Origin of the sequence: Ensifer sp. Root954 (genome assembly GCF_001429005.1) — a bacterium.
GTDB lineage: Bacteria > Pseudomonadota > Alphaproteobacteria > Rhizobiales > Rhizobiaceae > Ensifer > Ensifer adhaerens.
On record NZ_LMJM01000025.1, the window covers coordinates 483,517 to 507,441 of the forward strand.

Here is a 23,925-nt window from a genome sequence, read left to right on the forward strand (position 1 = left end):
CTAAAGCGCTGATTAGATTACAATTCCTATATCTACGCCGATCGCATTTGTCCGGGCTTCTGGGCAAAAGTCACGGCCCGTTTCCGTTGCAAAATATGCCGGTTCGATGTTGCGACCCCAGTGGGCGGCGCGCATTCCGCTGAACCGTGGGACGGGCGGCGGATGAGGATCGCAAAGACAGGGCTGGGGCAGCGTGATTGGTCTTCCGGCGATCAGTCGCCAAGCGCGCGCGACGGCCGGGCCGCCGTCGCGCCGTGTCTTGCAGGGCTCGTGAATCACTTGGCCGGAAAATATCGCAGGGTTCCGGCGAGCCGGGGACCGGTTGAGCCCTTGGTGTCCATCGGATGATTGATGCCATCGTTGACCGGCAATTCTTCAAAATCAAAGGGGCTCACGCCCTCCAGGCAGGCTGCGTTGACGCCGTAGAAATCGGGGTTGGAGCGCGGCTTGTGAAAGGTGTAGATGCCGCATTTCGAGCAAAAGAAGTGTTCTGCTGCATTTGTGTTGAACTGATACTTGGTCAGCGCCTCGCCGCCCGAAAGCACAGTCACGCCGTCTTTGGCCGCCGAGACGGCAACCGCGCCCTTCAGCTGGCAGTATGAGCAGGTGCAGCGGCGGGCCGTATGGAGGCCATTCTTCAGCCGAACATTGAAGCGAACCGTTTTGCAGTGGCAGGCGCCGTTGAGGTCCTGAACGTCGAAATTCATGGAAACATCCGTCTGGTCTGAGCCGAATTGATGTCTGTTCCATAAGGGCTGGATCACCGATCCTCAAGTGCGGGCCGACGGCGTAGCGGTCGGCGCGACCAACCCTCGGCCAGTTGTACCGCCGGCACCGTTCGGCGTCGGTCGCCCCTATGTTTTCGAGATCAGAAGGCTCCGTTCAATTGGCGGTGCAATTGGGATCGTTTCCGTTGATGACGGTCACGCCCGAACCAGGGGTGGTCGCAAGGCTCACAAAGCCCGCCGCATTGCTGGTGTTGCCGGCATGCAACAGGCGCATCTTCAATCCTGCGTCTGCAGATTGTCCTCTTGCCGACAAAGTAATCCTGTGTAATTTTCGCCAAATCGGAGCTCAAACTAGAGGAGGCATACGATGAATATCAATTTTGTTCAGATGCGCGCCTCTGGTGGAATGGTTCACCCGTCACGACGAGTGTGCCGTAATCCTGTGTATTACTTCGGCGCATAACTGCGTCCTGAGTTCCGCCTTTTCGTATCTTCCATTTTGACTTGATGTGACCGGCTTCCGGAACGTAGTTCCGTGTCCGCGCGCATCCATAATCTAGAGGACCCGACCGCTTTGCGCGGCGGGAAAAATCATGCGCGAATTGCAACTGACCACCGCTGGCGCCTTGCCGGCGATCATGGACGACCTTTTTCGAACGTTCGGCTTCCGCCGCACGGTCGGCGCTTTCCTGCTTGCTGCCTGGAGGCGTCAGCGGACGCTCAACCAGCTCAGCCACCTCTCCGACCGTATGCTGCGCGATATCGGCGCAGAAACGGGAGAGGGCGTGAAGAAGCCGGAGATCGCCGACATCTCGCTCTGGCAGATGCCGGTCGGCTATCCGGTGACGAGACACAACTGAGGCCCGCGTCAAGCGGGCCTCTTTTCCCGCAGCAACCGGTGGCCGATGAACAACGGCTCAGAGGGCAATCGGCTCACTGGGGGACTGGCGCGGCGAGCTTGGCCGCGCAGTCATGCTTGATCATCGCCGCGGCAAGGTTTTCCCGCCCCTTGCCGGTCGCCTTCGCCCTTGCCGCCGCCATCTCCCTGCACCAGCCGGCGTCGAGAACGTCCTCCGGGATGTGCGGTATGCAGGAGGACAGAAGCAGCAGCGAAGAGAGGAAGACGACGCGCATTCGGGGGCTCCATGGGTGGGTTCCGAATTGATAGCATTGGCGGGCGATAGGGGAACAGACGGCAATGGCTTGGCCGAAAAGGTCGAGCGGCTTTGGAATTGTCGATCGGTGCGCCGCGTCCCCCGGCGTTTCCGAGCTCGGTGGGACATCGAAGTAGAACCTTGCGGCTGCGATGTGTATATCGCCTGCATTCAATTAGTGCGGGCGTGGCGGATGCGATTTGCAAGGGTCAGAAGAATATTGCTCTCCACGGTCCCGCTTGGTCGATTGGACTATCTGCTCGGCATCGCGCTGTGCGCCTTGCTCGTGGCAGCCCTGTTTCCGTTCGCGGCGGCTGACGAAGTAGGGTGGCCAGCGAAATCGGCGTTGATTTTCGGCGGCGGCTATGCGGTTTTCCTGACGTTGCGACGACTGGTCGATCTCGGCGTTGCCAATTCGGGGCTCGCCTTCCTGTTTCTCTATGGATATTCGGTTGCAGCCGGCGGACTTGGCAGGGCACTTGGCGCCTGGGGAGCAGTCGCCCCTGTGGCGCTGGCGTTGTTTTTGTTTCTAAGCCCGACGACTGCTGGTCGCGTGCCTGCGCAAGATCAGCCAGATTCGGTGGGCTGACTTCCGATGTTTCGCGCGATCGACCTGAAGTCGGCCATCGCCTTCGGCCTGCTACCGCGCCTGGACGGAGTTCGACTTCGATTGCGATGAAGGACCCGAGGCGACTTCGCCAGACGACGTGAAGTTCACGCTGGAGCTGGAGATCGGCACGAAGGAGGAAAGCTGGGCGGAGAGTTTTTCCGTTCTGGTGGTCACCCCCAACACCAGGCCCGGCCGGACCCCGCACACGCGATTTCTGGCGTTGCCACGCTACAGCCACGCGGTTCTCAAGGGGCACTTGGTCAAGGCGCTCGCCGCCAGTCAGCGCGACAGTTGGGAAGAAAGCCTCTTGGAACTGCGCAAGCGGTTTTTCTGGGAGTGGGAAAGTACCTGATCTCGCCCGGACTTCTGGGTGGTCGACTGGTGAACGCCGCCTCTCGCCGGCCGCACGGGCCGGTTTTCCCTGATTATATCGACGAGCGCGCTTGCCCGGTTTGCTCAATTAGCTATGACGGTGACGAGGTCGGGACATCCGGCATTTGAAACCGCGGGTGGAAGTGCAGTAGCGATGACGGACACCAGGAATATTATTGACGCGCGTGCGTGCAGCGACGAGGCCCTGCAGGCGATCGGTTCCGATGTGCTGATTGTTGGGTCGGGGGCCGCGGCCTGCGCCATGGCGACGCGGCTCTTGGCGGAGGGCTTGAAGGTCACGTTGCTTGAAACCGGCGACAACCTCGTCAACTCCGACAGCTCGCCCTTCTTCGAGATCGCCAACCAGGAGCCGTTCGGGCTTTCGTTCCAGATCGGCGGCGCGACCAATCTTTGGTCCGGGCGTGTCGCGCCGCTGGAAGATGTCGACCTGACGTCCGGCAACGACTGGCCACTGGAGCGCGCTGAACTCGATGGATATTACCAGCAGGCGATCGAACTCCTGCAGCTGAAGCCGATCGGCGCTATCGACCAGGTGCCAGCCTATGACGGCGGCTCGGCGCCTTGGCGGGATTTCGTCTCCGACCCGGCCGTCTCGGTCAAGCGGTTCCAGTGGAGCCGTCCGGCCTTCAACGGTCAGGATTATCTGGAGGCGCTTGCGGGCAAGAACCCTGATCTCACCATCGTCTATAATTGCCGCGTGCTGCAGGTGATCCCGACCGCCGCCGGCGATCGCGTCGGCGCGGTGCGGGCGGCGATCGGCGAGGGGCGAACCGTGGAGCTTTCCGCCCCGGAATTCGTGCTTTGCGCGGGGGGGCTCGAAAACCCGCGCATCATGCTGAACAGCCGCCAAGGCGGGTTTTTGGCAAACGACAATATCGGCCGCTTCTTTTCCACCCATCCGAAGGCGAATGTCGGACGCATTCACCTGTTCAAGACGGTGAAGACGGCAGGGCCGCTGTTCAGCGATCACAAGAGCGGCAGCAGCTCGCTGCGCTTCGGTGTCGGCGTGCGCAAGGGTCAGAAGAGAGACCAGCTGAACCATTATGTTCAGTTTTCGCCGCGCTTTGAATCGATCGGGCTCAAGCTTCTCGAGCATGCGCAGCACGTGGTGGCTGCCGGCGAGGGCGGCGATCGCCCGCAATCGACCTTGCGTCGTCGCCTGACCTCGGCGCTGGCGGTTGTCGGCCAGGTCGCCTTCAACGTCATCGGCAAGATGGGGTTGCTCGGGCCGGGCGGCTCGATCCTCGTGGTGCGCGGCTTCTTCGACCAACATCCCAATGCCGAGCACAGGGTCGAGTTGAGCGAGGCGCGCGATCCCCATGGGCTGCCGAAGGGCGTCGTGCGCTGGTCGCTGACAGAAGATGATCAGGCGTCGATCCGCGAATTTCTAGACGAGCTTTCCGAGCTGCTGCTGCGCCACAATATCGGCAAGCTGATCTCGACGCTGCCGCCGGCAGGCAAGCCCTGGGACATCACCGGCATCCATTCCCATTTCATGGGCACGACGCGTATGGGCCGCTCGGCCGACATGTCCGTCATCGATCGCGATGGCCGGGTGCACGGGGTCGACAATCTCTATGCGGCAGGCGCGTCGGTCTTCACCTCCTACGGCTACGCCAATCCAGTACTGACAGTCATGGCGCTTGCAATGCTTACCGCCGATAAGATATGCCAGCGCCACAAAACAAAGGCGGGTAATCCATGACGGAAATGACTTCCCCGGAACTTAGCGGCAAGGAACAGCGGGCGAAACGCACGCGCTGGCAAAAGCTCTCGCGAAAGAACTACTTCGGGGGCAAGCTTTCGACGAAGAACCTGGTCCGGCTATGCCAGGAAAATGCTTCGAACAAGCGCACGATCATCGTTCACACCGAAGACGTTGACTATACTGAGTTTTTCCCGAACTCGTTCCTGGTCTCGAAGTCCGATCGCAAGAAGGCCGATCTCGTCGTCGACACGCATTACCATCTCGATGCCATCGAGAGCGAAAGCTACGACATCGTGCTCTGCACCGGCCTGCTCGAACATGTTCCCGATCCGCAGCGGCTGATCGACGACATGCGCCGCATCCTGAAGCCGAACGGCAAGCTGATCATCTCCGCCTCGGCGGTGTTCTCCTTCCACGAGGGGCCCGAGAACTATTTCCACTTCACGCCCTTCTCCTTCAAGATGCTGTTCAAGGACTGGAGCGAGATCGAGGACCTGCGCGGCTCGAGCATGCCGTTCGAAACGATTGGCATTCTGATGCAGCGCATTCTCCTGCAGTGCGACGTGTTTCCGCTGGCGCGCCCGTTCATCGAACTCATGGCGCGCTCGGCCCGGTTCTTCGACGTCTTCATTACCCAGCAGTACGATACGACGTGGAAATACACCGACGATCACAAGATCGATTCGATGATGCCTTCCAATATCCAGGCCGTGGTGAGGAAATAGCGCGGGCCTGCCCGCGGCTTGGGCGACATCCGTCGCCGCTTCGCCTTTAAAATTCCGATGAAGGATCACCCACGGGCGACGCCCGTGGGTGATTGCGTTTTTGGCGCCGGGTGCTCGCGGGCGTTTACGGGGTCGTCGCGGGCTGCGTCGTGGCCGGCTGCGTGGTTGTTGCTGGCGGCGTCGCCGACTGGTCTGTCGTTGCGGGCTGCTGGGTCGTCGCTGGCTGCTCGGTCGTTGCCGGCTGTGTCGTCGTCGTTGTCGGCGCTGTCTCGGTTGCCTGCTGGTTCGCCCCCGGTTTCAGGAACATCACAGCAAGTACAATGAGCACGACCACAACCACGATACCGATGATGGTGTTTCGATTCATCAAGGCTTCTCCTCAGGTTAAGTGCCTTGAAGCTGTAAATGGAGCGGTTGGTCGAATTATCAACGGGCCGGTTCGCGGGTCGGTTGAAAAACACATGCCAAACGTGGCGTGGGGCGGCTGTGACCGCCCCGACGTGTGCGGCTGTCCCTGAAGTGTAAACATGAGCCGGGTGGTTTTCCCCAAGCGACAGCCGGCTAAGCGAAAGCGCGAACCGACAAACCCGCCTTAGCGGGTTCCTTCGTCGGGAGCCTTCGGGACCGCGGTAATGAAGCCGAGCCGCAGCAATTGCTTCGATCCGTCGAACTTCATCGAAGACTCGGAAAAGAGCTGCAGGGCGCCAGTGCTGGAGAGTGCATCCGTCATCTTCGCGTAGGCCGCCGAGCCGTCGAAATATTGCCCATCGGCCACCGCGTCGTTGATGACCTTCTGGTAGTCGGCAAAGAACTTGAAGTGCAGCAGCGTGCCAAGAATAGACGAGAAGTTGCGCTGATAGGGGAGCGGCTGGTGGATGCTAGGGCCGAAGCGACAGTCCTCGTCCCAATAGATCAGCGGATACTTGATCATTTCCAGGTCCGAGTCGAACTCGCGGTGGCGAGCGCCGCCCTTGATGGTGATCGCCCGCTTCGTCGTCGTCAGCGTGTAGCCGCTGCTGTCGAAATGATCGGCGACTTCCCAGGGGGCACTTGTCTGCAACTGGTTGATGTCGGCGGCCCCGAGATCGACCGGATACATGTCCAGCATCGGTGCCGGGAGGCGCGAGATCTTCAGGCCCTCGAGCGCGTGGATGACCGACCAGAGCGTGCGGTTTTCGCAATCGTCATAGATCAGGAATTCGTCGGAATCGACGTTCACGTACCAGCGTTCGCCACCATACAGTGCGAACAGCGACTCTCTCCAGGCGCGTCCGCGCCGCGCATCCTTGTAGCGGACCGAGGATGCCCACAGGTCGACATCCGGCTGACAGAGCAGAAATTCGCGGGTGCCGTCGGTCGAGGCATCGTCGACGCAGATGAAGCGGGTGATCCCGAGTGACCGGTAATGGGCGAGGAAGCCCGGCATGAGCTTGGCGTCGTTGCGGGTCAGGAAGATCAGCGGCAGGTCATCGGGATAGAGCGATGTCTGCCCTTGGGGGCTGACACAGCGCAGATCGACCGCGTGGTTCATCCTGCGCTCGCGCCGCTCGACCTTGGTCGTCTCGTACCAGGTCGCGATGCGATCAAACAAGCTTCGATCCGTGATCGACTCGGCATCGGATCGATTCTTGAAGGGATACGCGATATCCGTCATGCTCATTCCGACATTTGTCATAAACAATATGAACCCGGACTAAATCAAAAGCACAGGCGTGGCAATCCATACGATCGCACGGATATGGGGAGCGAAAATCGCTGTGTCGAGTGGCTCGCACACGTGGAGTGCGCCCGGCTGCTACAGTTTCTGCGGGTATCCTTCAATCGCAAAAGGCGGCATTCAAGCGGCTCGGCACTTGTGCGCAGCCTGACGTCAAAGCGTTTTCTGCGAAACTTTTTGGCCGCTATCCTGTTTCTCCTTCATCCACGTTCGCGCTGATGCGCCAAGAAGTGGAGGAGGCAGACATGACAAGCATGATGAGCAAGCTGTTGATGGCGGCCCTGGTGGCCGCGGGATCGGTCACCGCAATGCCGGTCGTCTCGCCGGCGCAATCACTCGACCTCTATATCGGCCGGGACCGGGATTATTACGGCGACGACTTCCGTCGCGAGCGGCGGTATGACGACGAAGATTACGTTCGCCCGCGCGGCTGCAGCACCGGTCAGGCGTTGCGCCGGGCCTATCGCGCCGGCCTGCGCGATCCAGAAATTGCCGCCATGAGCCGCAACCGGATCGTCGTTGAAGGCGAAACCCGGCGCGGCCAATATGCCCGGATCTATCTGGCGAACCGCAGCGGCTGTCCGCGCATCGGATAACGGCTGGGCGGTCGCATGACGATCGCATCGTTCTCTCGCATAGGCCGGTGCCGGCAATCGTTCGGCGTCGGCGGTCGGGTAACGTCGAAGTTTTGCGGGTTTCCTTGCGGCCGGGCACGGTGATAGACCTCGCCGCATGACCGCACTTTCCCATTTCAACGCCACCCCGCTCGCCGAGCGCGCCTGCGGCACCTGTACGCTCTGCTGCCGCCTGCCGGATATCGATGCGCTGGAGAAGCCGGCCAATGCCTGGTGTCGGCATTGCACGGGTGCGGGATGCCGGATCTATGAGGACCGGCCGCAGCTTTGCCGTGACTTTCTCTGTCTCTGGCGTACGGACGAGACGTTGGGCGAGGCGTGGGATCCGGCGCGTTCGCATATGATGATCTATCGCCAGGGACCGCAGGTCACGGTTCTCGTCGATCCGGACCATCCGGACGCCTGGAAGCGGGCACCCTATGCAGCGGTGCTGCAGGGCTGGGCGCGCGAGGGCGAGGGCGGACAATATGTCATCGTCTTTGTCGGCGACGCAGTGTTCAAGGTTGATTGAGACCGGTTGGTAACGACCCGGCAGGCCCCTAGAAAGAAAGAGCCCCGCACGAGGGCGGGGCAAGCAGGCACCCAAAATGGCTCGGGGTGCGGGGAAGCGCAGTCCAGAAAGAACGTACTGCGCGGTACGGAAGCTAACGTGCATCCGCCGGAGCGGGAAAGGCCGGATTCGCTGATTCTGGTACGGTTGCCAAAATAAAGTGGCCCGCGCACGGGCGGGCAGGCGCGCCCCCGTGGTCGCTTCACTGGTCGGTTTTCATGGCTATCGATTGACTTTGCCGGTCGGCGCTTCATTTCCGATTGGAGGAAAAGACGGAGACGATCATGTCAAAGGCGATGCTGACGTTCCTGTGCCTGGCGGTGCTTGTGCTTTCGGCTTGCGCCAACACGGCGCGCGGCTTTCGGCAGGACGGTGTCGAAACCGGCCATGCGCTGGACGATGCGACCCATCGCGTGCTGAAATCGACATCGAAGTGACGCGATACGAGGTGCCCCGGGCTGCAGCGGCCTACCTACCGCGATGGGGCGGTGCTGGCGCGCGCGGGACTTTCAGCGCTGCTGAAGATCACCACGGCAAATAGCAGCACGCCGAGGAAGGCGACGATCGACGCGGCGGCAACGATGGGCTCGATCTCGGGCCTGCCTGTCGTCATCAGATAGAGCGAGGGCACGAGCACCGCGACGCCTGACGTGTAGACATAATACTGGATCAGTGCGAGCCGCCGCTCGGCCTTGGCCGGGTTGAGCGCGTAATAGATGCCGAAGATCGCCATCGTCACCCAGCCGAGCAGGTTCGTATGGGCATGGGCCGGCGTTGCTGCATGGTCCTGGCTGATCGCCATGTGCAGGCCCATGCAGAGGCCGATGATCAGGAAGATGATTGCGGTCTTGAAATAGAGTTGCGCAAGCCTTGGCATGGACTGTCTCCTCCGCGATGCCTTTGCTGTCTATTAGCATGTTCGCAAATGATTGGAGATTGCCAATATTGGGCGTGTGGGGGCGTCCGGGCAGGCGAAGGTCAGGCGGGCCGGGCGGTGGCGGCGGCGAGCGCGGCGCGTTTGCGCGTCGCCATGCCGTCGAAGGTGGTGAGCCCCTGGTGCTGCAGGTAAGCCGAAATCGCCGCCTCGATGCCGCGATCGTTGCCGCCTTCGGTTTCCCAGAAGGCTTCGATGGCTGCAAAGAGGGCGGATCTGTCGAGCGTGACGGTCATCGCAAGCTGGTTCCGAACTGCTGGCGGTGGTTGAGGGTGCCGTGGGCGGTTTGGCCGAAAGGCGCGCACTGCGCGCTGAAATCGGCGCACCAGCGTTCCCATGCCTGCGACGTTCGCACGAAAGCGGGCAGTCTGTGTTCCTGCTCGGGGCTCTGGTCGAAACCGTTCAGCCAGGCATCGGCGACGGTCTCGGTAACATCTTCGCCGTGAAGCGCGTCGAGATCGAAGCGGATTAGCCGCTCCACATGCTCGCCGTCATGCACATCGAGCCAGTCGGCTGCGGTTCGGTAGGTGGTGCCCGTCGTGTCGGTCTCGTCGCAGAAGGTGCCGGCACCGAGCGTCATCATGGCGAGAATGATTTCTCGGCGCTTTAGAAAGGGTGCTGCGCTCATCGCCGTTGCGGCGCCCACGGAGATCGCATCCGACATCGTTCACCTCGTCTGTTCGAGGTGCGCACTGGAACACCCTTCGCGGGTTTCCTGTCGGCCCCTCCGGCTGTGTTTCTGATGTAGATATAGGAAAAATCCTATCTTTCAGTCAATAGGAAAAACACTGCCGGCAGGAATTGCCTTGTTCAAGTTGTCGATGACGCACTGTTTGTTCTTGTTTTGTTCGGGTGATTGCGCCACTGTGGGGCCGCCATTCCAGGTGGCGGAAAAGGAGCATGGGATGATCACCTACTTCGTCGTTCAGAGCTTCACACTGGGGAGCCGCGGCGCATTTCTCGCCGACGATCCGGTGCAGGCGACCGGACCCGAGCATGCCCAGCGGCTGGCCGAAAGGCTCGCGGCGACCAAGGTGGGGGTGATCGCCTTCAGCCGCTCGGGCGACCTGGCGACCGGTGAGTTCGAGGATGCCAGGGTGCTCTTTACGATCGGCGACCTGCCCACGGAGATCGAGGAGGCGATGGCGGCGTGACGGCTGTCGCCGGGCAGGGGTGGCCCGTAACGGTCACATCCGTGAGCGGTCGAGAAGGCGCTCACCGCTTGGGCGCCACTCAATGTTCATTGGTTACGAGCCGGGTGCGCCGTGGTAATGTCGTCGCGCAACGTTGGGAGGCGTGAAATGATGTCCGTCGACAGTCGTGCAAGCGGCGAGCCGTCTACCGGTCAATATTGGTCTTCGCCCATTCCGGTTGACGAGGCCGAGTTGAGCCCCGTTCTCCTGCGACAGATCAATTTTTGCGACGACAGGCGCGGATTTCGGGCCTATGTCGTGCAGGTGTTTGCCGATCCTGCCGGGCCTCCAGAGGCCATGTTCGAGCTTGCGTACAATCGCAGGAGCAAGCGCGCCTGCGCCATTTTCGAGGCGGTTCGGGCGGCTGACCTTGGTGGTTCCGGTGATAGGGTCGTCGCTGCGGCCGATCCGATCTGGGTGGTCGCAAACAGCCCTCGGACAGCGGTTGATGCTGCTTTTCAGGCCTTGGTCGATCGGTGTTCCGACTAGGGCAACTCGCTTATTTGTGCTGTTTGCGGCGGCGATGGGCGAAAAATCAAAGACTTAAAGCGCGACGAGGGGGCCGGAAGATTGCGGCGTGCCTTAACGGGCGGCTGCTCGGCGATCCCGACCGGATTGCCGCTCAATCTCTTTAAAATCCTGTGATTGTTTGTGGTGCTCGCCCCGTTTACCGCGCGCTGTATTTGCCGACGACCCGGTGGCAGAAGGACCATTCGACCCGGCTTTCGGTGAACTCCAGGAAGGGGTTGTATTGCCTCAGCGTCCATTCGCGGTCGTTGAACGAGACGAGCCGCTTGATGATTGCCTCGGCATCGTTGGCGGGGGGGACGTGGTAGAGCACCACGTCCTTGTCGCGCGTGGGTGGCAGGTGCGGGTGGACGAGCGCCATGTCGCCCGGCTCATAGGCCGGGATCATCGAGCTGCCGGTGAGGTAGATGCCGTAGGCGCCCTTGACGCCCTCGAGCACGGACGGGCGCTTGACATATTCGACCGCATCGAAGGTGACGATCACATGGCCGTCGCCGCCTTGCGCGGCCGCAAAGATCGGCAGGTCGCGATGGCCGACGAGCTGCTCGCCGGGCACGATCTGCGGCGCAAAACCCGGCGCGCGTCTGGGCGCGGCTTCGCCGGCGGCGGCAGCCCCCTGGATCAGCTCGACGATCGCGCGGGCGTCGCGCTCGCGCAGTTCCCGCGGCGTCTCCCGCTCCACGAACTGCTGGATATAGGCATGGTTCTTCCCGATCGCGATCGACAGATCCTTGTAGGTCGTCTTCTTCGCGTCGACTGCTTCCCGGATGAGGTGGCGCAATTCGTCCATGGCACTGGCATCCCAGATTCCGTTTCCGTCGTCCAATAGGATTTTTCCTCTTGATGGCAATAAGAAATCCTACTATGAATAGGATGTCAACGGAAATGAGCGGCAGAAACCGCTGCAGCAACCGTCACGGCGCCCAGTGGGCAGCAAGCGGACTGGATGCGGATGATCGATCCGTCTCAGCCGATGCCGACCAGGGGGCGCATTCAGCATCGATCGCCGCATCTTGTGCGGTGGTCCAGGCGAGAGGCCGTCGTTTCCTCCCCGGCGACCTCTCGCTTTTCCAATCGATGCCGGCGCGCCGGCGCATGGTTGCCACGCGGGCCGATGACGGTCCGTGGTCGATGACGTGCGCCACGTCGGTGTCGAGCAGCCGGCGCGCAGCCAGTGCGCGCCGGCGGCGCCAAGGTCACGGGTTTCGGCCGTTGAAGTGCCTCCTTCGGCGGAGGCGTGGCCCCCTGACACCGGGAGGGGACGGCGAAGGCGACCGGCTGCTTGCCTGACGGTGGGCGGCAAGGCGACCGGCCAGTGACGGGAAGAACAATCGGAAGCGGGCGCGCGGCAGGCGCGACGAATGGCCGTGCCAATGGGCACGGCCAAAGGGGAAAGCATGGGAAGCGGCATGGCTGACAATGATTTGACAGGGAAGGCGCCGGGAGGGCGCGGGGTTTTGCCGACGTGTGAAACTCCGGGGCGGCTGGCGACCGGGGACGTCGATTCCAAGGCCGGGATTCGTCGTCCAAGCCGGGTGGCGGGCGTCTCCTCCCGCCAGGTGGTGCGCTCTCCTTTCCCCCGGCCGGCGAGGGCTTGAGCGCATGCGCATTACCGCAATCGTCGAAGCTCTTGTTCAATCGGGCGCGTCGCCCGAGATGATCCTTTCTGCCGTGCGCGCTGCCGAGGCGGGGCACGTATCCGAGATCGAGCGCCGCCGGGCGGGCGACCGCGAAAGGCAGCAGCGCCGTCGGGCCCGCGTGACGTCACGCGATGTCACGGTGACGGCCGACGGTGCCCTCTCTGATAAAGAAAGCTCCCCCACACCCCCTAAAGAAACTAACTCTCCCGACCCGAATCCGGGTGGGGACGCCGACCGGCCGGTTCCGGCTGCAGCCGTTCCGGATGCGGCAGGCTCGCGGCGCAACGGGAGCGGCCGGGCGATGCGGCTGCCTGAAGATTTCGAGCCCGACTGGGGCTTTGCCGCCGGCCTCGGCTTCGGCCGGGCCGAGGCCGGCGTCGAGTTCGACAAGTTCCGCGACTACTGGCGCGCCAAATCCGGACGCGATGCGACCAAGCTCGACTGGGCCGCCACCTGGCGAAACTGGATGCGCAATGCCGGCGGCCGCGGGTTGCGCGGTGGCGGACAGGCCCGTAGCGGCCATCACCCCCAGGCGCCGCCACACGAGACCGCCTTTGCCCGCCATCAGCGGGAATGCAGGCAGACAATCGAAAACCAACTGAACGGAAACGAGAACAATGACCTATTCAGAGATGATGATTTCGCCGGCGGAGGCCCGGCTTTCGACCTTGGGCCGGGAGATTACCGCGCTCACTGAGCGGCTGGCTTGCGTCAACGAGGCGGCGGTGCTGCGCAGCCTCGACGCGATGCAGACGGCCGGCATGACCATGCCCCCGACGATCGAGCCGAGGAAGATCATTGCGGTTTACCACTACGCGCTTTCGGGCGTGCCGGCCTCGGGGCTTTCGGCGGCGACGCAGAAACTGATCCGCGGCGACTATGCCGCCAATCCCAACGTGCTTCTCGGCACGATTCCCAAGCCGCCGGTGCTGGCAGCGCTCGCCAAGGCGGAGGCGCTGGGTCTCAGGGCGGATCTTGCCCGCAAACGCGAGATGGTTGCGGCGCTGACGCCGCGCCCGGCCGACGATCGGCGATCGCCGGCAAGCCGCAGCCGGGTGCGGGCGATGGTCGAAAGCTTCCGTCAGGCGCATGCGGCAGCGAAGGCCGGGCGAGATGCAGTTTCCACCGACGGGCGGGCGCAAGGCGCGAACGTCCCGACCGAAAGCGCAGCTGATAGGCAGCCGGATGATACGGCCCCGCAAAATCCGGCGGCGCGGAATGCGTTTCGCGACTGGCTCGTGTCCGGCGTCGAGCGTGCAAATCTCAATCCAGCCGTTTCGAGGGAGGCTTTCCATGCGGTCTGAAGGCACTGAATTGACGACAGGACAGGCACCGGGCCGCGCAGCGGAAGGGTTGGCGGAAAGGATGCTCTCGGGGGACGAAGCGGGGGGCGCGGCTGCAAAACCGGCGACGCTCGACGATCTCGTCGGCATCGTCGCCGTTCAGGTGCGGGCGCAGGCGAGCCGGATCCAGGAGTTGGAACTGGCGCTCGCCGATGCCGAGGCGCGCATCCTCTCTCAGGCGCGGCTGATCTGCGGTGCCACGGCGGTGGCAAACAGCGATCTGTTCAACCGCCGGCCGGTGCGGGCGATTATCGAGGAGGTGCTTGGCGCCTATCCTGGGATCAGCTTCGAGGACATCATCGGGGTTGGCCGCGAGCGGCGGCTGGTCGAGCCGCGGCACCGCTGCATGACCGCCGTTTACGACGAGCGCCCGGATCTATCGCTGCCGGCGCTCGGGCGGATCTTTCGGCGCGACCACACCTCGGTGCTGCACGCCGTCAACAAGCGCGAGCCCGGCAATGCGCGGCGGCGCGGACGGACCCAGCAGCCGGGCCGCTTGCCCGCGAATGCCGGTGCCGACGGGATCGGCGCGCCGGCATTTTGATTTTCCGACGAATTTCAGTCCCGCCCGCGGCCGCAGACACATGCAGCGGGCGAGGGCACATGCAGATTGCAAAAGGAGAAGAGACCATGACATCAAAGGCAGAGCGCATCCGCATCAAGCGCGCCAGCCGGGCGGGCCGGCCGCGCAGGGCCAATGTGGCGCGCTATCCGGGCGGGCAGATCAAGCATGGCGAAAGCGAGCGCGAGGTCTGCTCCGTGGCGCTGGACGCGCGCCGGCGCATGCATTTTTCCGGCAGGCGCGACGCCGATGTTGCCAGCCCCTTTGCCGGCTACACGCTCGGTCGCATGTTCCTCGACGGCAAGCTGACCGCGCATGAGCGCGAGGCGGGCGACGAATACAGCCGGCAGATGGCGCGCTACTACAGCCTCACCGGCATTCCTTTCCCGAGCGTGCGGGCCCAATCGCTGTTCGACGTGAAGGGTTTTGCCGGCGAGACGAGCGCCGAGCGCGCCCGCGGCGCCCGCCAGGCGGCGAACCGGATGATGGAGCTGGAAGGCGTGCTCTTGAAACTGCCGGACGGGCCGCAGGTGAAGACCACTGTCTTCAACGTCTGCATCATGGACTACGAGATGCTGCGCACCATGCCGGAACCGCAGCTCGCCTGGCTGAAGCGCGGACTGATGGAGCTGCACTGGCAGCTGGGGCTTTCGCGGGAGAAGGAAGGGGCGTGAAAGCGAGCGCGAGGATCGGCCGCTGCCAGTGGCGCGGTTTCAAGCCCGGCTCGCGCTTCGCCGCGCCGCTTGCCGCGATGGCGGGTTCGAATGCCCTCGCGTCAGCGCGGCTGCGCACCGCGACGAGCGTCGCATGTTCGGCTGAACACGCGACGCTCGAACCGGCCTGAGGGGGCGGCGGACGCGACCGGAACCGTGTGGATGGGGCGCGCGCCGGTCTCTCAGGCACGGTAACGATTATCCCCGGAAGGCTCTTCCCTCGGTCGTGGTGGCCACCTCCGGTTCGTCGGAAAACATCATGCAGGTGAGCGCTGAACGTTTCGCCGTTCGCAATTGCCGTGTCGCGTTACACTTTTGACCACGAATGTACTGGCACTGGTGTAAGAGCGATGATGAGGAAGCTCGGTGCGATTTCGCCCCGGGCTTTTTTGTTGACCGCATGCGAGACTTTCGCGTCATTGATGCGGCCGATTGCTTTGTCAGCGGTCGCCAGCCGCCTGCGCCCGGGTATCCAGGCCACGAAGGGTCTGCCTCATCTTGGCCTTGAATAGACCTCAATTGACGCGCACCCTGATTAAATCGATTTAAGCCTGCTTGGCTTCTCGCGGCGTCAGAACCTCGACCCGCCATTTCCCCCTTAGATCGCCGCGTCGTAGCGCTGCCGCACGCAGCGGTATCAAACGAGATCGCGTGCCGGCGGCTGCCGGTATCGGGAGGAGATGTCATGTTCGACCGAACGATTCACCGGACAATCCATTTCGACCGACCGTTCAGATTGCCGGGCGTCGATGAGACGATCGTCGCCGGCGCCTACGAAATCGATGACGACGAGGTGCCGATCGAAGGGCTTTCCTGGCTCGCCTACCGCCGTGTTGCCACCTTCATCAAGTTGCCCGCGACAGTCGAGAACCACTACCGCATGCGGTTGATACAAATCGAACCCGACGAGTTGGCGCGTTTGGTCGCGCTCAGCGGCGCCGAGATATCAGATGCGCCCGGACAGTGAGGATAAAACCATGTCCCAACATCGCTATCCCGTCGGACTGTCCGTTCGCCTGCGAGACCGTCATCATCTCTCACCGAGAACCGCCGAAACCTATCGCATCACCGCAAAGATGCCGCTACGCGACAACGCCCCTCAATATCGAATTCGCAACGATGAACTCGGACAGGAGCGGGTCAGCGCTGAAAGCAATCTGGAACCGATCGACTGGGGAATGACCCGCAGCCACTGAGGAATGCCATGCGCTATGTCGAAACATTGAAGCGACTATTCCGGGTTAAACCTGAAATCCGTCACCGTGGTCTTGTGCTGACGGTCGCAAAGCCGGCCAGTCAAAAGGCATGCGAAAGGCCGCAGGAACGTCATGACAGCTCCGGCATATTGAAGCGCAGCCGGGATACGCAGGAGCGCCACCGGCTTTTGTAGAGCAACTGATCTGCGTCAAGACAAGGAGATAGACGCCGATGAAACCGCTCCATCGCACACATCAGATTGGCCTCGCGCTTTGGCTGCGAAACGGTGGGGCAACCGGCAACACGGGCGAACTCGATCAATATGGCAGGCGTGTGGAACGTGACGGGTCCTGGACGGGAGCGCGGTTGTATATCGGCTCCTGGACTATGGCCGGCCTCGACCAGCAATTTGGCCTCCGCTGTGCTTCTCAACGCACCACAGCGGACCTGAAGAAGACGAGGTAAACGCCCGTGTCTGACGCGAATGGAAATGTCTTGATGAGCGTCGCGGAAATCGAGCTGTTGCGGTGTGTGTTCGAGGCGACCTGCGCGGAGCACCAGATACCGCGGGAGGGAAGCTGCGCCGAACATCTTGCCCGGTTTCTTATGTTCGAGTTCAATTTGTCTACCTCAACCGAAAGCTCTCTCCTGGCAGCCGTCGATGAGGTCTATCTCCGACGCGCTCCGCCCCACGAGGAAAGCTAAGCAACGCGCAGCCGGCCGAATAACATCGCCTATCCTACCCTACGAGGCGCCTCGCAACCTTCCGTTCGCGCAGGATGCGAGCGTCGAGTTCCTTCAGCCGGTGCGTGAGGGCGGGATCGCCGGGCAGGAGGGCAAGAGCCTTCGCCAGCATATTGCGTGCGGTGACGAGATCGCCGTCGCGGATGTGGCGATTGGCGCGGTGATAAAGGAAGTTGACCCGCTCCGTTGGCGCAAAACGGTCGCCGAAGCGGGCGTCGAGCGCGTCGGACCAGGCGGGATGCCGGGCCATGGCGGCGACGGCGACCTGATAGGGGCGCATGGGCGCATCGACCCGGGCGGCGCGGGCAAGACCCCTCAGGCGCGAAACGTCATGGGTTCTGCAGGCGGCGATCAGCGAAAGGGCACGTTCGGTGCCGGTAAAGACGCGGACGGTGCCGTGGCCGGTCATGTGAACGCGCACGAGATGCGTTTCGGCCTGAAGTGCTGCGATGCGCTCGGCGTGGCGGCGATCTATCGCGTGGAAGGGATCATAAAAAATGAAGGCGCGGCCGGCGGCCTGATCGGGCGAAATGCCCATATTGGCGTGCAGATCGGGCGAAAAATGCCGGAGGAAGCGATTGTCGTAGGGAACGGATTTCGGGTCGATCGAGACCTGCGGGCAAAAGGCGATGGCCGTGGTGGCATTGAAGCGCCGGCGATAGCGAAGCGCCGCATAACCACCCTGCGAATGGCCGTACAGAATGCGCTCGGGAGCTGCATTCAGAATGGGTGCTGCGGCTTCGACCGCCTTGACCACGCTTGCCGTCGGAAACCAGTTGGGCCGCCTACTGATGAAGCCGAGGGCTGAGATGTCGGCCTTCTCGCAAAAGCGCTGGCCCCAGTAGCGGCTGCCGTTTGCCTGGATCTCCATCTCGTTGAAGGTCACCAGCAGATAGGGGGATGAACCCGGTCGATGGATGACTTCAAGATTTTCGTCCGAGTAGATCAGCACGGTTACTCCAAAACAATTTCAATTCTTGCAGCAATATTATTTGAAAGTTCGAGAATGATTTGCGGTCACCTCGGATTTCTTCAGTATTGCGTATTTGTATCAGATTTCCAGTGCCTGGATCTTTCTGCAAGGCAAATCCAATAATGAGGTCGCGGCTCAAGGGAGGCTCGTTTCCGGTCGATTTCGGCCCGATGCGGTCACTGCGCCACCGGTTGAGCGCCCACGTTTATGGCGTTCGTTACAGTTACGTACTTGATTGCCCGCGCGAAAGGAGCAGCATGCCCGCGCAGACGGCAACGGCCTTTCGCAATCGGTCGTGAGTTGCCGTTTTGGCAGCCGAAATTTGTTTGAAAATTCAGGCATGGCTTTGCGCGTCGAACCTCAATGGAGACGTGCTTCTTCCCAGATCAGTTTTTCGCGCGATGGCTCATCGCAGGAAGGAACCTGACAATGATAAAGGCATCTGATCATTCAAATTCGTCCCGCTGCGTGTCGAGGACTTTTCCGATGAAACTTCTGGCGTCGTGCGTGGCAGGGCTGAGCATTGTCGCTGGCCTGTCAACCCCGGCGCGTGCGCAGCAAGCAACACCAAAACCCAACATCCTTCTGATCGTTTCCGATGACACCGGCTACGGAGACCTCGGCCCCTATGGCGGCGGTGAAGGACGAGGCATGCCGACACCCAACATCGACAAGCTGGCCGAACAGGGCATGCTGTTTTATGATTTCTATGCCCAGCCGAGTTGCACGCCGGGTCGCGCCGCCATGATCACCGGGCGTATTCCCAACCGCAGCGGCATGACGACGGTTGCATTCCAGGGGGAAGGCGGCGGTCTTCCGGCGGCCGAATGGACGCTCGCCTCCGTGTTGAAGCTCGGCGGGTACCAGACCTATTTCACCGGCAAATGGCATTTGGGCGAGGCGGACTATGCCTTGCCGAACGCCCATGGCTTCGACGTCATGAAGTATTGCGGCCTTTACCACCTCAACGCCTACACCTACGCCGACCCGACCTGGTTCCCGGATATGGACCCCAAGCTCAGGGCCATGTTCCAGAAGGTCACCAAGGGCGCGCTCTCCGGTAAGGCCGGCGAAACGGCGGTCGAGGACTTCAAGATCAACGGCCAGTATATCGACACGCCCACGGTCAATGGCGCGGCAGGGGTCGTCGGCATCCCCTATTTCGACAGCTACGTCGAAAAGGCGGCCATCGAGTTTCTCGACGACGCGGCGAAATCCGACAAGCCGTTCTTCATCGACGTCAACTTCATGAAGGTGCACCAGCCGAACATGCCGGCGCCCGAGTTCGAGCATAAATCGCTGTCGAAGTCGAAATATGCCGACAGCATCGTCGAGCTGGACACCCGCATCGGCCGCATCATGGACAAGCTGCGCGAGACCGGCCTCGACAAGAATACGCTGGTCTTCTACACGACCGACAATGGCGCCTGGCAGGATGTCTATCCCGACGCCGGCTATACGCCGTTTCGTGGCACCAAGGGCACGGTGCGCGAGGGTGGCAACCGCGTTCCCGCCATCGCCGTCTGGCCGGGCAAGATCAAGGCCGGCTCCAAGAACCATGACATCGTCGGCGGCCTCGACCTGATGGCCACATTTGCTTCAGTTGCCGGTGTCGCTCTGCCGGACAAGGACCGCGAGGGCCAGCCGATCATCTTCGACAGCTTCGACATGTCGCCAGTGCTTCTGGGAACCGGCAAGTCGGAACGGAACTCATGGTTCTATTTCACCGAGAACGAACTGTCTCCCGGCGCTGCCCGCGTCGGCAATTACAAGGCGGTGTTCAACCTGCGTGGCGACAATGGACAGGCGACCGGCGGCCTTGCCGTCGACAGCAATCAGGGCTGGAAGGGTCCGAACAAATATGTGGCGACGGTGCCGCAGATCTTCGACCTCTGGCAGGACCCGCAGGAGCGCTACGACATCTTCATGAACAACTACACCGAGCGCACCTGGACGATGGTGACCATCAGCGACTCCATCAAGCAATTGATGATGACCTACGTCAAATATCCACCGCGCAAGCTTCAAAGCGGGACCTATACCGGTCCGATCGAAATCTCGAAGTATCAGCAGTTCCAGTGGCTGCGCGATGAGCTCGGCAAGGAAGGCTTCAGTCTGCCGATGCCGACCGGCAACTGAACCGGAAAATGAGAAGCGGCGCTGTCTGATCACGGCAGCGCCGCTCGACCGTCGGGCTTTCGAGGCGCCGGTCAGATCCGCTCGAGGAAGGCAAGTACCCGTTTCATCGCCAGCGCAGTTGCCGCCGCGTCATAGGAGGGCAGCGAGCTGTCGGCGAAGTAGTGCTGGTCGCCCGGATAGAGGAACAGTTCGGCGTCCTCTGCCTTCTCGACGATCTCGCGGGCGGCGTCGATATCGCCTTCGCCGACGAAGATCGGGTCGTTGTCCATGCCGTGGATTTGAACGGGTACGCCTGCCGGCCAGGGGCCGAAGGACCACTGGCCACTGATCGGGATGCAGGAGTAAAAGAGCAGGGCGCCGCGGGCGCCGGGGCGGGTCTGGGCGAGTTTCTGAGCCGGCAGGACACCGAAGGAGAAGCCGGCATAGACGAGGTTTTCGGGGAGGGCATCGGCGAGGCGCACGCCGCGCTCGCGCATCTCTTCAAAGCCGACCGCCTCGATATGGGCAACGCCCTCCTCGATGCTCGCAAATGTACGCCCTTCGAAGAGATCGGGCAGATGGACGACGTGCCCGGCCGCGCGCAGGTCGCCGGCAAAAGCGTGCATGCCGGGTGTCAGCCCCTGGGCATGGTGGAATACGAGGACCTCGGCCATCGGCACCTTCTCCTTCAAACCAGTGTTCGCGCATCAATTGTATTTCGTTCGGCGGAATTCAAGCGGCAAGGCTGCCCTTAAGGAAAATATTCCTTCCACGCTGATGCCGCCTCTCTCGACCTTTTCTTGCCATCTTCGCTCGCTTGGTTGCGCACGATGGACCACGATTCTGGAGGGAAAAGGATCATGACAGGTAAGTTGCGCATTGCCGTGCTGTTCGGTGGCCGGTCGGCGGAGCATGAGGTTTCGCTGATGTCGGCGCGCAACGCCGTCGCGGCGCTCGATCGGACGCGCTACGAGATCGTGCCGATCGGGATCGCCAGGGATGGCCGCTGGATGCTGGTTGATCTCGAAGACGGGGAATTGCCGAAGGCGATCCCCGTGTCGGGAACGCAGGTGGCGCTAATCCCCGGCGGACGGGGGCGGGCGGTCACCATCGCGCCCGACGGCAGCCAAGGGCTGTTGCCGGCGATCGACCTGATCTTTCCGGTTCTGCATGGTCCCTTCGGCGAAGACGGGACGGTGCAAGGCTATGCGGAAACTGCCGATGTCGCCTATGTCGGCTGCGGTGTCGCGGCTTCGGCAGTCGCCATGGACAAGGCGCTCGCCAAGCGCCTGCTGGTCGCCGAAGGCATTGCCGTTGCGCGGGCGATCGGCCTTCATGCGGGCGACGCCTATTCAAGCGAGACCATCCTCGAAAGCCTGGGACTGCCGGTTTTCGTCAAGCCAGCGCGGCAGGGATCTTCCGTCGGCGTCAGCCGCGTTGACAGTCTGGACGCGCTTCAGGCGGCGCTTAACGAGGCGTTCCGGCACGACGACAAGGTGCTGATCGAGGAGTTCGTCCAGGCCCGCGAGATCGAGTGCTCGGTGCTGGAGGATGCGAAGGGACAGCTCACCGTCTCGCGACCGGGCGAAATCATTCCGGCTGCGAGCCACGGCTTCTACAGCTACGACGCCAAATATGTCGATGCCGGCGGCGCAGTCGTCGAGGCGCCCGCCAAACTCTCCGAGGAGGTGATCGCCGAGGCCAAGGACATGGCCGCGCGGGCATTCCGGGCGCTTGACTGCGCGGGGATGGCGCGGGTGGACTTCTTCCTGCGCGCCGATGGAAGCCTCATGATCAACGAGATCAACACCATTCCCGGCTTCACCAATATCAGCATGTACGCCAAGGCGCTGGCAGCCGACGGCATCGCCTACGGCCAGGTGGTGGAGACGCTGATCGCCCATGCGCTGAAGCTGCGCGGCAAGGCGGGCGGGCGCACCTGAGGGGATGACAGGGGCAACCCGGGTATGGCAGGCCATCGCCGGGGATGGCGGGCTTGCCGGGCGGCAGTGTCACCCTGGAGTATTGCGATGCTACCTATGAGTTGCGGTCCATATTAGGATTGTCGCATTCATTGTGGGTTCACGTCGCCCCGGCCAAAACTCGCACCTGTTACAAACGGACAGGTGATGAAATGAAGAAGATTGGCATCGTCGTGCTTGCGGCGATAACGGCTCTTTCGGGCATCACGCCGGCAAACGCCCTGCCGGCTGTTGCCATCGAGCGGGTGCAGAAGAGCGACGTTCAACTGGTGCAGCACCGGGAATGGAACGGCGGTCACCATCGCCGGCGTCCGCCGGGCTGGCACGGCGGCTATCGCCCGCGCCCCGGCTGGGACGGCGGTTACCGCCCGCGGCCAGGCTGGCATGGCGGCTATCGTCCGCGTCCGGGTTGGGACGGCGGCTACCGCTATGGCTACTATAACGGCCACCGCGGCTATCGTTACGAGCGCTACGGCTATCGCCGCCACAATGACGGCTGGTGGTATCCGCTGGCGGCCTTCGGCACCGGAGTCATCATCGGCGGCGCGATTGCCGCTCCGCCGGCGCGTCGCTACGAGACTGGCGTCAACCCGCGCCATGCCGACTGGTGCTATGCGCGCTATCGCTCCTACCGTGCCTGGGACAACTCGTTCCAGCCCTATGGTGGCCCGCGCCAGCAGTGCTATTCGCCCTACTTCTGAGGCGAGCGTGTTTTAAGGAGGCCCGCCGGTCGCTGACCGGCGGGCCTCTTTTTGTTTTCTGGCATTCACATGCGCTGAGGGAACGCGGCCCGGCATGGGTGGGAACGCAGCCTCTATCGACTGCTGCGCGGCATCTCCTCGTCGAAGCGGGTTTTCTCGCGCCCCGGATCATCCTCGAGGATTTTCTCTTCGCGGTCGTCAGGCAGTGCATCGTCCGGATCGACATTGGCTTCGTCGCGGCTCGGAACGGGCGGCACACGACCCTGGTCGACCGGCGTCGGATCGTCTCCCGCGGGAAGCTGGTCGACGGGGAGCGGCGGGATCTTACCGATCGGCACTGCGCGTGTTTCGCCAGACGGGGGCACGTCTTCCGGTGTCTCTCGGTCACGGGATTTCGGGTTTGCCTTGTTCATCGTCGCATCTCCTTGCTGGCGGTTTGCCAGGAATAAGCCGAGGCGAGCGGAAAAGGTTCCGGTCTGGGCGTTCAAGATCGCAAGATTGGAGGTGGTTCAATGAGGGGGCGTGGCCGTGCGGATTGGGGGACATCGCATCCGGCTCCTGTCGTTTTTCAAGTCTTGGCCCGCGATGCAATCGGCATCCCAAGCACGCGCTATCGAGCCAGACATCCTGTCGATGATATCGGGGCGAACTCTGCCGCGTCCATTCTAGCGGGAATTGTAAAAACCGGTCGCGCGTTTGCAGGGGAGGCGTCTGCTAGGAATCGCTCATTGCGGCAACCCCGCGAAGAGGCAGACAAGCGGAGCGGCCGCGGACCGGCGAGGTCGGAAAAGCCCGGTCTTCCAGAACTTCAACGTCTTCTAGAACTTCAACCGGGCGTCGTCATGTTCGGGAGGGCGGTGCGCGTCCTTGCGACGAAACCCGTAGGCGAGCGCGAGCCCCAGGATTGCGGAGCCGACGACGATGGCGGCGAGTGCGAAGAAATTCTCCATGGCATTTTCCTCCCAAGGGGAAGCTTAACACAGAATGCGCGCAAACAAATGGCGCGGCAGCGAGAATGCGCGTCATGGTTACTCAACGCATGTCGGCCCAAGATGTTCAATCCGATTGGCTTCGGTG

At 62.3% G+C, this 23,925-nt stretch carries 32 protein-coding genes; 20 read left to right on the top strand and 12 right to left on the bottom strand.

Translation table 11 applies throughout. From position 1 onward, the window contains the following. Positions 1–275 precede the first annotated feature (275 nt). Entirely contained in the window at positions 276–707 is a 432-nt protein-coding gene (locus ASE71_RS21655; RefSeq protein WP_060516128.1) for a GFA family protein, read from the bottom strand. A gap of 614 nt (positions 708–1,321) precedes the next feature. Between ASE71_RS21655 and ASE71_RS21660 the strand changes: the two genes are divergently transcribed. Further along, positions 1,322–1,588: a DUF1127 domain-containing protein gene (locus ASE71_RS21660; protein ID WP_034793390.1), complete on the top strand. Its 267-nt coding sequence runs from the start codon at positions 1,322–1,324 to the stop codon at positions 1,586–1,588. 73 nt (positions 1,589–1,661) lie between these two features. Here ASE71_RS21660 and ASE71_RS21665 read toward each other — a convergent pair whose 3' ends face one another. Next, positions 1,662–1,862, bottom strand: a complete 201-nt coding sequence (locus tag ASE71_RS21665; RefSeq protein WP_060516129.1) for a hypothetical protein — start codon at positions 1,860–1,862, stop codon at positions 1,662–1,664. Positions 1,863–1,931: 69 nt separating this feature from the next. Here ASE71_RS21665 and ASE71_RS35840 point away from each other — a divergent pair, with 69 nt between their 5' ends. The 4 genes from ASE71_RS35840 to ASE71_RS21685 all read left to right on the top strand — a co-directional run bounded on the left by ASE71_RS35840 (position 1,932) and on the right by ASE71_RS21685 (position 5,318). Further along, the gene (locus ASE71_RS35840) at positions 1,932–2,471 is read left to right on the top strand and encodes a hypothetical protein (RefSeq protein WP_156400688.1); all 540 of its coding nucleotides are present in this window, start codon (positions 1,932–1,934) and stop codon (positions 2,469–2,471) included. Positions 2,472–2,589: 118 nt separating this feature from the next. Beyond that, positions 2,590–2,844, top strand: coding sequence for an Imm8 family immunity protein (locus tag ASE71_RS21675; RefSeq protein WP_060516131.1), 255 nt, complete (start codon positions 2,590–2,592; stop codon positions 2,842–2,844). 174 nt (positions 2,845–3,018) lie between these two features. After that, positions 3,019–4,590 carry a GMC oxidoreductase gene (locus ASE71_RS21680; protein WP_060516132.1) on the top strand — a complete coding sequence of 524 codons (1,572 nt, stop codon included), beginning with the start codon at positions 3,019–3,021 and terminating at the stop codon, positions 4,588–4,590. After that, entirely contained in the window at positions 4,587–5,318 is a 732-nt protein-coding gene (locus tag ASE71_RS21685; RefSeq protein WP_051659275.1) for a class I SAM-dependent methyltransferase, read from the top strand. The genes ASE71_RS21680 and ASE71_RS21685 overlap by 4 nt, the downstream gene beginning before the upstream one ends. A 124-nt stretch (positions 5,319–5,442) precedes the next feature. On the opposite strand, the gene ASE71_RS21690 is transcribed toward ASE71_RS21685, so the two are convergent. Together ASE71_RS21690 and ASE71_RS21695 are read right to left on the bottom strand one after the other, a co-directional pair. Further along, positions 5,443–5,685 carry a hypothetical protein gene (locus tag ASE71_RS21690; RefSeq protein WP_034793396.1) on the bottom strand — a complete coding sequence of 81 codons (243 nt, stop codon included), beginning with the start codon at positions 5,683–5,685 and terminating at the stop codon, positions 5,443–5,445. Between the two features lie 225 nt (positions 5,686–5,910). Beyond that, positions 5,911–6,897 (bottom strand): glycosyltransferase family 2 protein, encoded by a 987-nt coding sequence (locus tag ASE71_RS21695; RefSeq protein WP_060516196.1) that lies wholly within the window; start codon positions 6,895–6,897, stop codon positions 5,911–5,913. Positions 6,898–7,289: 392 nt separating this feature from the next. On the opposite strand from ASE71_RS21695, the gene ASE71_RS21700 reads away from it, so the two are divergent. The 3 genes from ASE71_RS21700 to ASE71_RS21710 all read left to right on the top strand — a co-directional run bounded on the left by ASE71_RS21700 (position 7,290) and on the right by ASE71_RS21710 (position 8,657). Continuing rightward, the gene (locus ASE71_RS21700) at positions 7,290–7,631 is read left to right on the top strand and encodes a hypothetical protein (protein ID WP_082566245.1); all 342 of its coding nucleotides are present in this window, start codon (positions 7,290–7,292) and stop codon (positions 7,629–7,631) included. A gap of 136 nt (positions 7,632–7,767) precedes the next feature. Next, positions 7,768–8,181 carry a hypothetical protein gene (locus ASE71_RS21705; protein ID WP_060516134.1) on the top strand — a complete coding sequence of 138 codons (414 nt, stop codon included), beginning with the start codon at positions 7,768–7,770 and terminating at the stop codon, positions 8,179–8,181. Between the two features lie 323 nt (positions 8,182–8,504). Next, positions 8,505–8,657, top strand: a complete 153-nt coding sequence (locus tag ASE71_RS21710; RefSeq protein ID WP_034793400.1) for a hypothetical protein — start codon at positions 8,505–8,507, stop codon at positions 8,655–8,657. Between the two features lie 35 nt (positions 8,658–8,692). On the opposite strand, the gene ASE71_RS21715 is transcribed toward ASE71_RS21710, so the two are convergent. From ASE71_RS21715 to ASE71_RS21725, 3 genes are all read right to left on the bottom strand, one after another. Further along, complete coding sequence (locus tag ASE71_RS21715) at positions 8,693–9,097, bottom strand: hypothetical protein (RefSeq protein ID WP_034793402.1); 405 nt, start codon at positions 9,095–9,097, stop codon at positions 8,693–8,695. 101 nt (positions 9,098–9,198) lie between these two features. Continuing rightward, positions 9,199–9,390: a hypothetical protein gene (locus tag ASE71_RS21720; protein ID WP_060516135.1), complete on the bottom strand. Its 192-nt coding sequence runs from the start codon at positions 9,388–9,390 to the stop codon at positions 9,199–9,201. After that, positions 9,387–9,818 (bottom strand): hypothetical protein, encoded by a 432-nt coding sequence (locus ASE71_RS21725; protein WP_060516136.1) that lies wholly within the window; start codon positions 9,816–9,818, stop codon positions 9,387–9,389. The genes ASE71_RS21720 and ASE71_RS21725 overlap by 4 nt, the downstream gene beginning before the upstream one ends. Positions 9,819–10,059: 241 nt before the next feature. Here ASE71_RS21725 and ASE71_RS21730 point away from each other — a divergent pair, with 241 nt between their 5' ends. Further along, positions 10,060–10,308, top strand: coding sequence for a hypothetical protein (locus ASE71_RS21730; RefSeq protein ID WP_034793442.1), 249 nt, complete (start codon positions 10,060–10,062; stop codon positions 10,306–10,308). A gap of 706 nt (positions 10,309–11,014) precedes the next feature. Here ASE71_RS21730 and ASE71_RS21740 read toward each other — a convergent pair. Beyond that, complete coding sequence (locus ASE71_RS21740) at positions 11,015–11,665, bottom strand: helix-turn-helix transcriptional regulator (RefSeq protein WP_082566246.1); 651 nt, start codon at positions 11,663–11,665, stop codon at positions 11,015–11,017. 812 nt (positions 11,666–12,477) lie between these two features. Here ASE71_RS21740 and ASE71_RS21745 point away from each other — a divergent pair. From ASE71_RS21745 to ASE71_RS35850, 8 genes are all read left to right on the top strand, one after another. Further along, positions 12,478–13,212 (top strand): hypothetical protein, encoded by a 735-nt coding sequence (locus tag ASE71_RS21745; protein WP_060516138.1) that lies wholly within the window; start codon positions 12,478–12,480, stop codon positions 13,210–13,212. Further along, the gene (locus tag ASE71_RS36260) at positions 13,133–13,819 is read left to right on the top strand and encodes a hypothetical protein (protein WP_162251803.1); all 687 of its coding nucleotides are present in this window, start codon (positions 13,133–13,135) and stop codon (positions 13,817–13,819) included. Before ASE71_RS21745 ends, ASE71_RS36260 begins: the two co-directional genes overlap by 80 nt. 61 nt (positions 13,820–13,880) lie before the next feature. Next, positions 13,881–14,402 carry a helix-turn-helix domain-containing protein gene (locus ASE71_RS21755; protein WP_060516140.1) on the top strand — a complete coding sequence of 174 codons (522 nt, stop codon included), beginning with the start codon at positions 13,881–13,883 and terminating at the stop codon, positions 14,400–14,402. 86 nt (positions 14,403–14,488) lie between these two features. Then, positions 14,489–15,094: a hypothetical protein gene (locus ASE71_RS21760; RefSeq protein ID WP_060516141.1), complete on the top strand. Its 606-nt coding sequence runs from the start codon at positions 14,489–14,491 to the stop codon at positions 15,092–15,094. Beyond that, positions 15,091–15,264, top strand: a complete 174-nt coding sequence (locus ASE71_RS35845; protein ID WP_156400690.1) for a hypothetical protein — start codon at positions 15,091–15,093, stop codon at positions 15,262–15,264. The genes ASE71_RS21760 and ASE71_RS35845 overlap by 4 nt, the downstream gene beginning before the upstream one ends. Before the next feature lie 554 nt (positions 15,265–15,818). After that, positions 15,819–16,100: a hypothetical protein gene (locus ASE71_RS21765; RefSeq protein ID WP_034793452.1), complete on the top strand. Its 282-nt coding sequence runs from the start codon at positions 15,819–15,821 to the stop codon at positions 16,098–16,100. Positions 16,101–16,110: 10 nt separating this feature from the next. Then, a complete protein-coding gene (locus tag ASE71_RS21770) occupies positions 16,111–16,329 on the top strand; it encodes a hypothetical protein (protein WP_060516142.1) in 219 nt (72 codons plus the stop codon). Between the two features lie 8 nt (positions 16,330–16,337). Next, complete coding sequence (locus ASE71_RS35850) at positions 16,338–16,523, top strand: hypothetical protein (protein ID WP_143556319.1); 186 nt, start codon at positions 16,338–16,340, stop codon at positions 16,521–16,523. A 546-nt stretch (positions 16,524–17,069) separates the two neighbouring features. Here the strand turns inward: ASE71_RS35850 and ASE71_RS21785 are convergent. Beyond that, on the bottom strand, positions 17,070–18,026 hold the full coding sequence (locus tag ASE71_RS21785) for a hypothetical protein (RefSeq protein WP_060516144.1): 957 nt from the start codon (positions 18,024–18,026) through the stop codon (positions 17,070–17,072). Positions 18,027–18,533: 507 nt separating this feature from the next. Between ASE71_RS21785 and ASE71_RS21790 the strand changes: the two genes are divergently transcribed. Then, complete coding sequence (locus ASE71_RS21790; RefSeq protein WP_051659281.1) at positions 18,534–20,186, top strand: arylsulfatase; 1,653 nt, start codon at positions 18,534–18,536, stop codon at positions 20,184–20,186. Between the two features lie 71 nt (positions 20,187–20,257). Here ASE71_RS21790 and ASE71_RS21795 read toward each other — a convergent pair whose 3' ends face one another. Further along, positions 20,258–20,845, bottom strand: a complete 588-nt coding sequence (locus ASE71_RS21795; protein ID WP_274533426.1) for a dienelactone hydrolase family protein — start codon at positions 20,843–20,845, stop codon at positions 20,258–20,260. A gap of 180 nt (positions 20,846–21,025) precedes the next feature. Between ASE71_RS21795 and ASE71_RS21800 the strand changes: the two genes are divergently transcribed. Next, positions 21,026–22,108, top strand: a complete 1,083-nt coding sequence (locus ASE71_RS21800; protein ID WP_060516146.1) for a D-alanine--D-alanine ligase family protein — start codon at positions 21,026–21,028, stop codon at positions 22,106–22,108. 191 nt (positions 22,109–22,299) lie between these two features. Next, a complete protein-coding gene (locus ASE71_RS21805; RefSeq protein WP_034793472.1) occupies positions 22,300–22,848 on the top strand; it encodes a BA14K family protein in 549 nt (182 codons plus the stop codon). Between the two features lie 113 nt (positions 22,849–22,961). Here ASE71_RS21805 and ASE71_RS21810 read toward each other — a convergent pair whose 3' ends face one another. Both ASE71_RS21810 and ASE71_RS37400 read right to left on the bottom strand, forming a co-directional pair. Beyond that, on the bottom strand, positions 22,962–23,261 hold the full coding sequence (locus tag ASE71_RS21810) for a hypothetical protein (protein WP_089043607.1): 300 nt from the start codon (positions 23,259–23,261) through the stop codon (positions 22,962–22,964). A 405-nt stretch (positions 23,262–23,666) separates the two neighbouring features. Next, positions 23,667–23,798 (bottom strand): hypothetical protein, encoded by a 132-nt coding sequence (locus ASE71_RS37400; protein ID WP_255380915.1) that lies wholly within the window; start codon positions 23,796–23,798, stop codon positions 23,667–23,669. Positions 23,799–23,925: the final 127 nt, after the last annotated feature.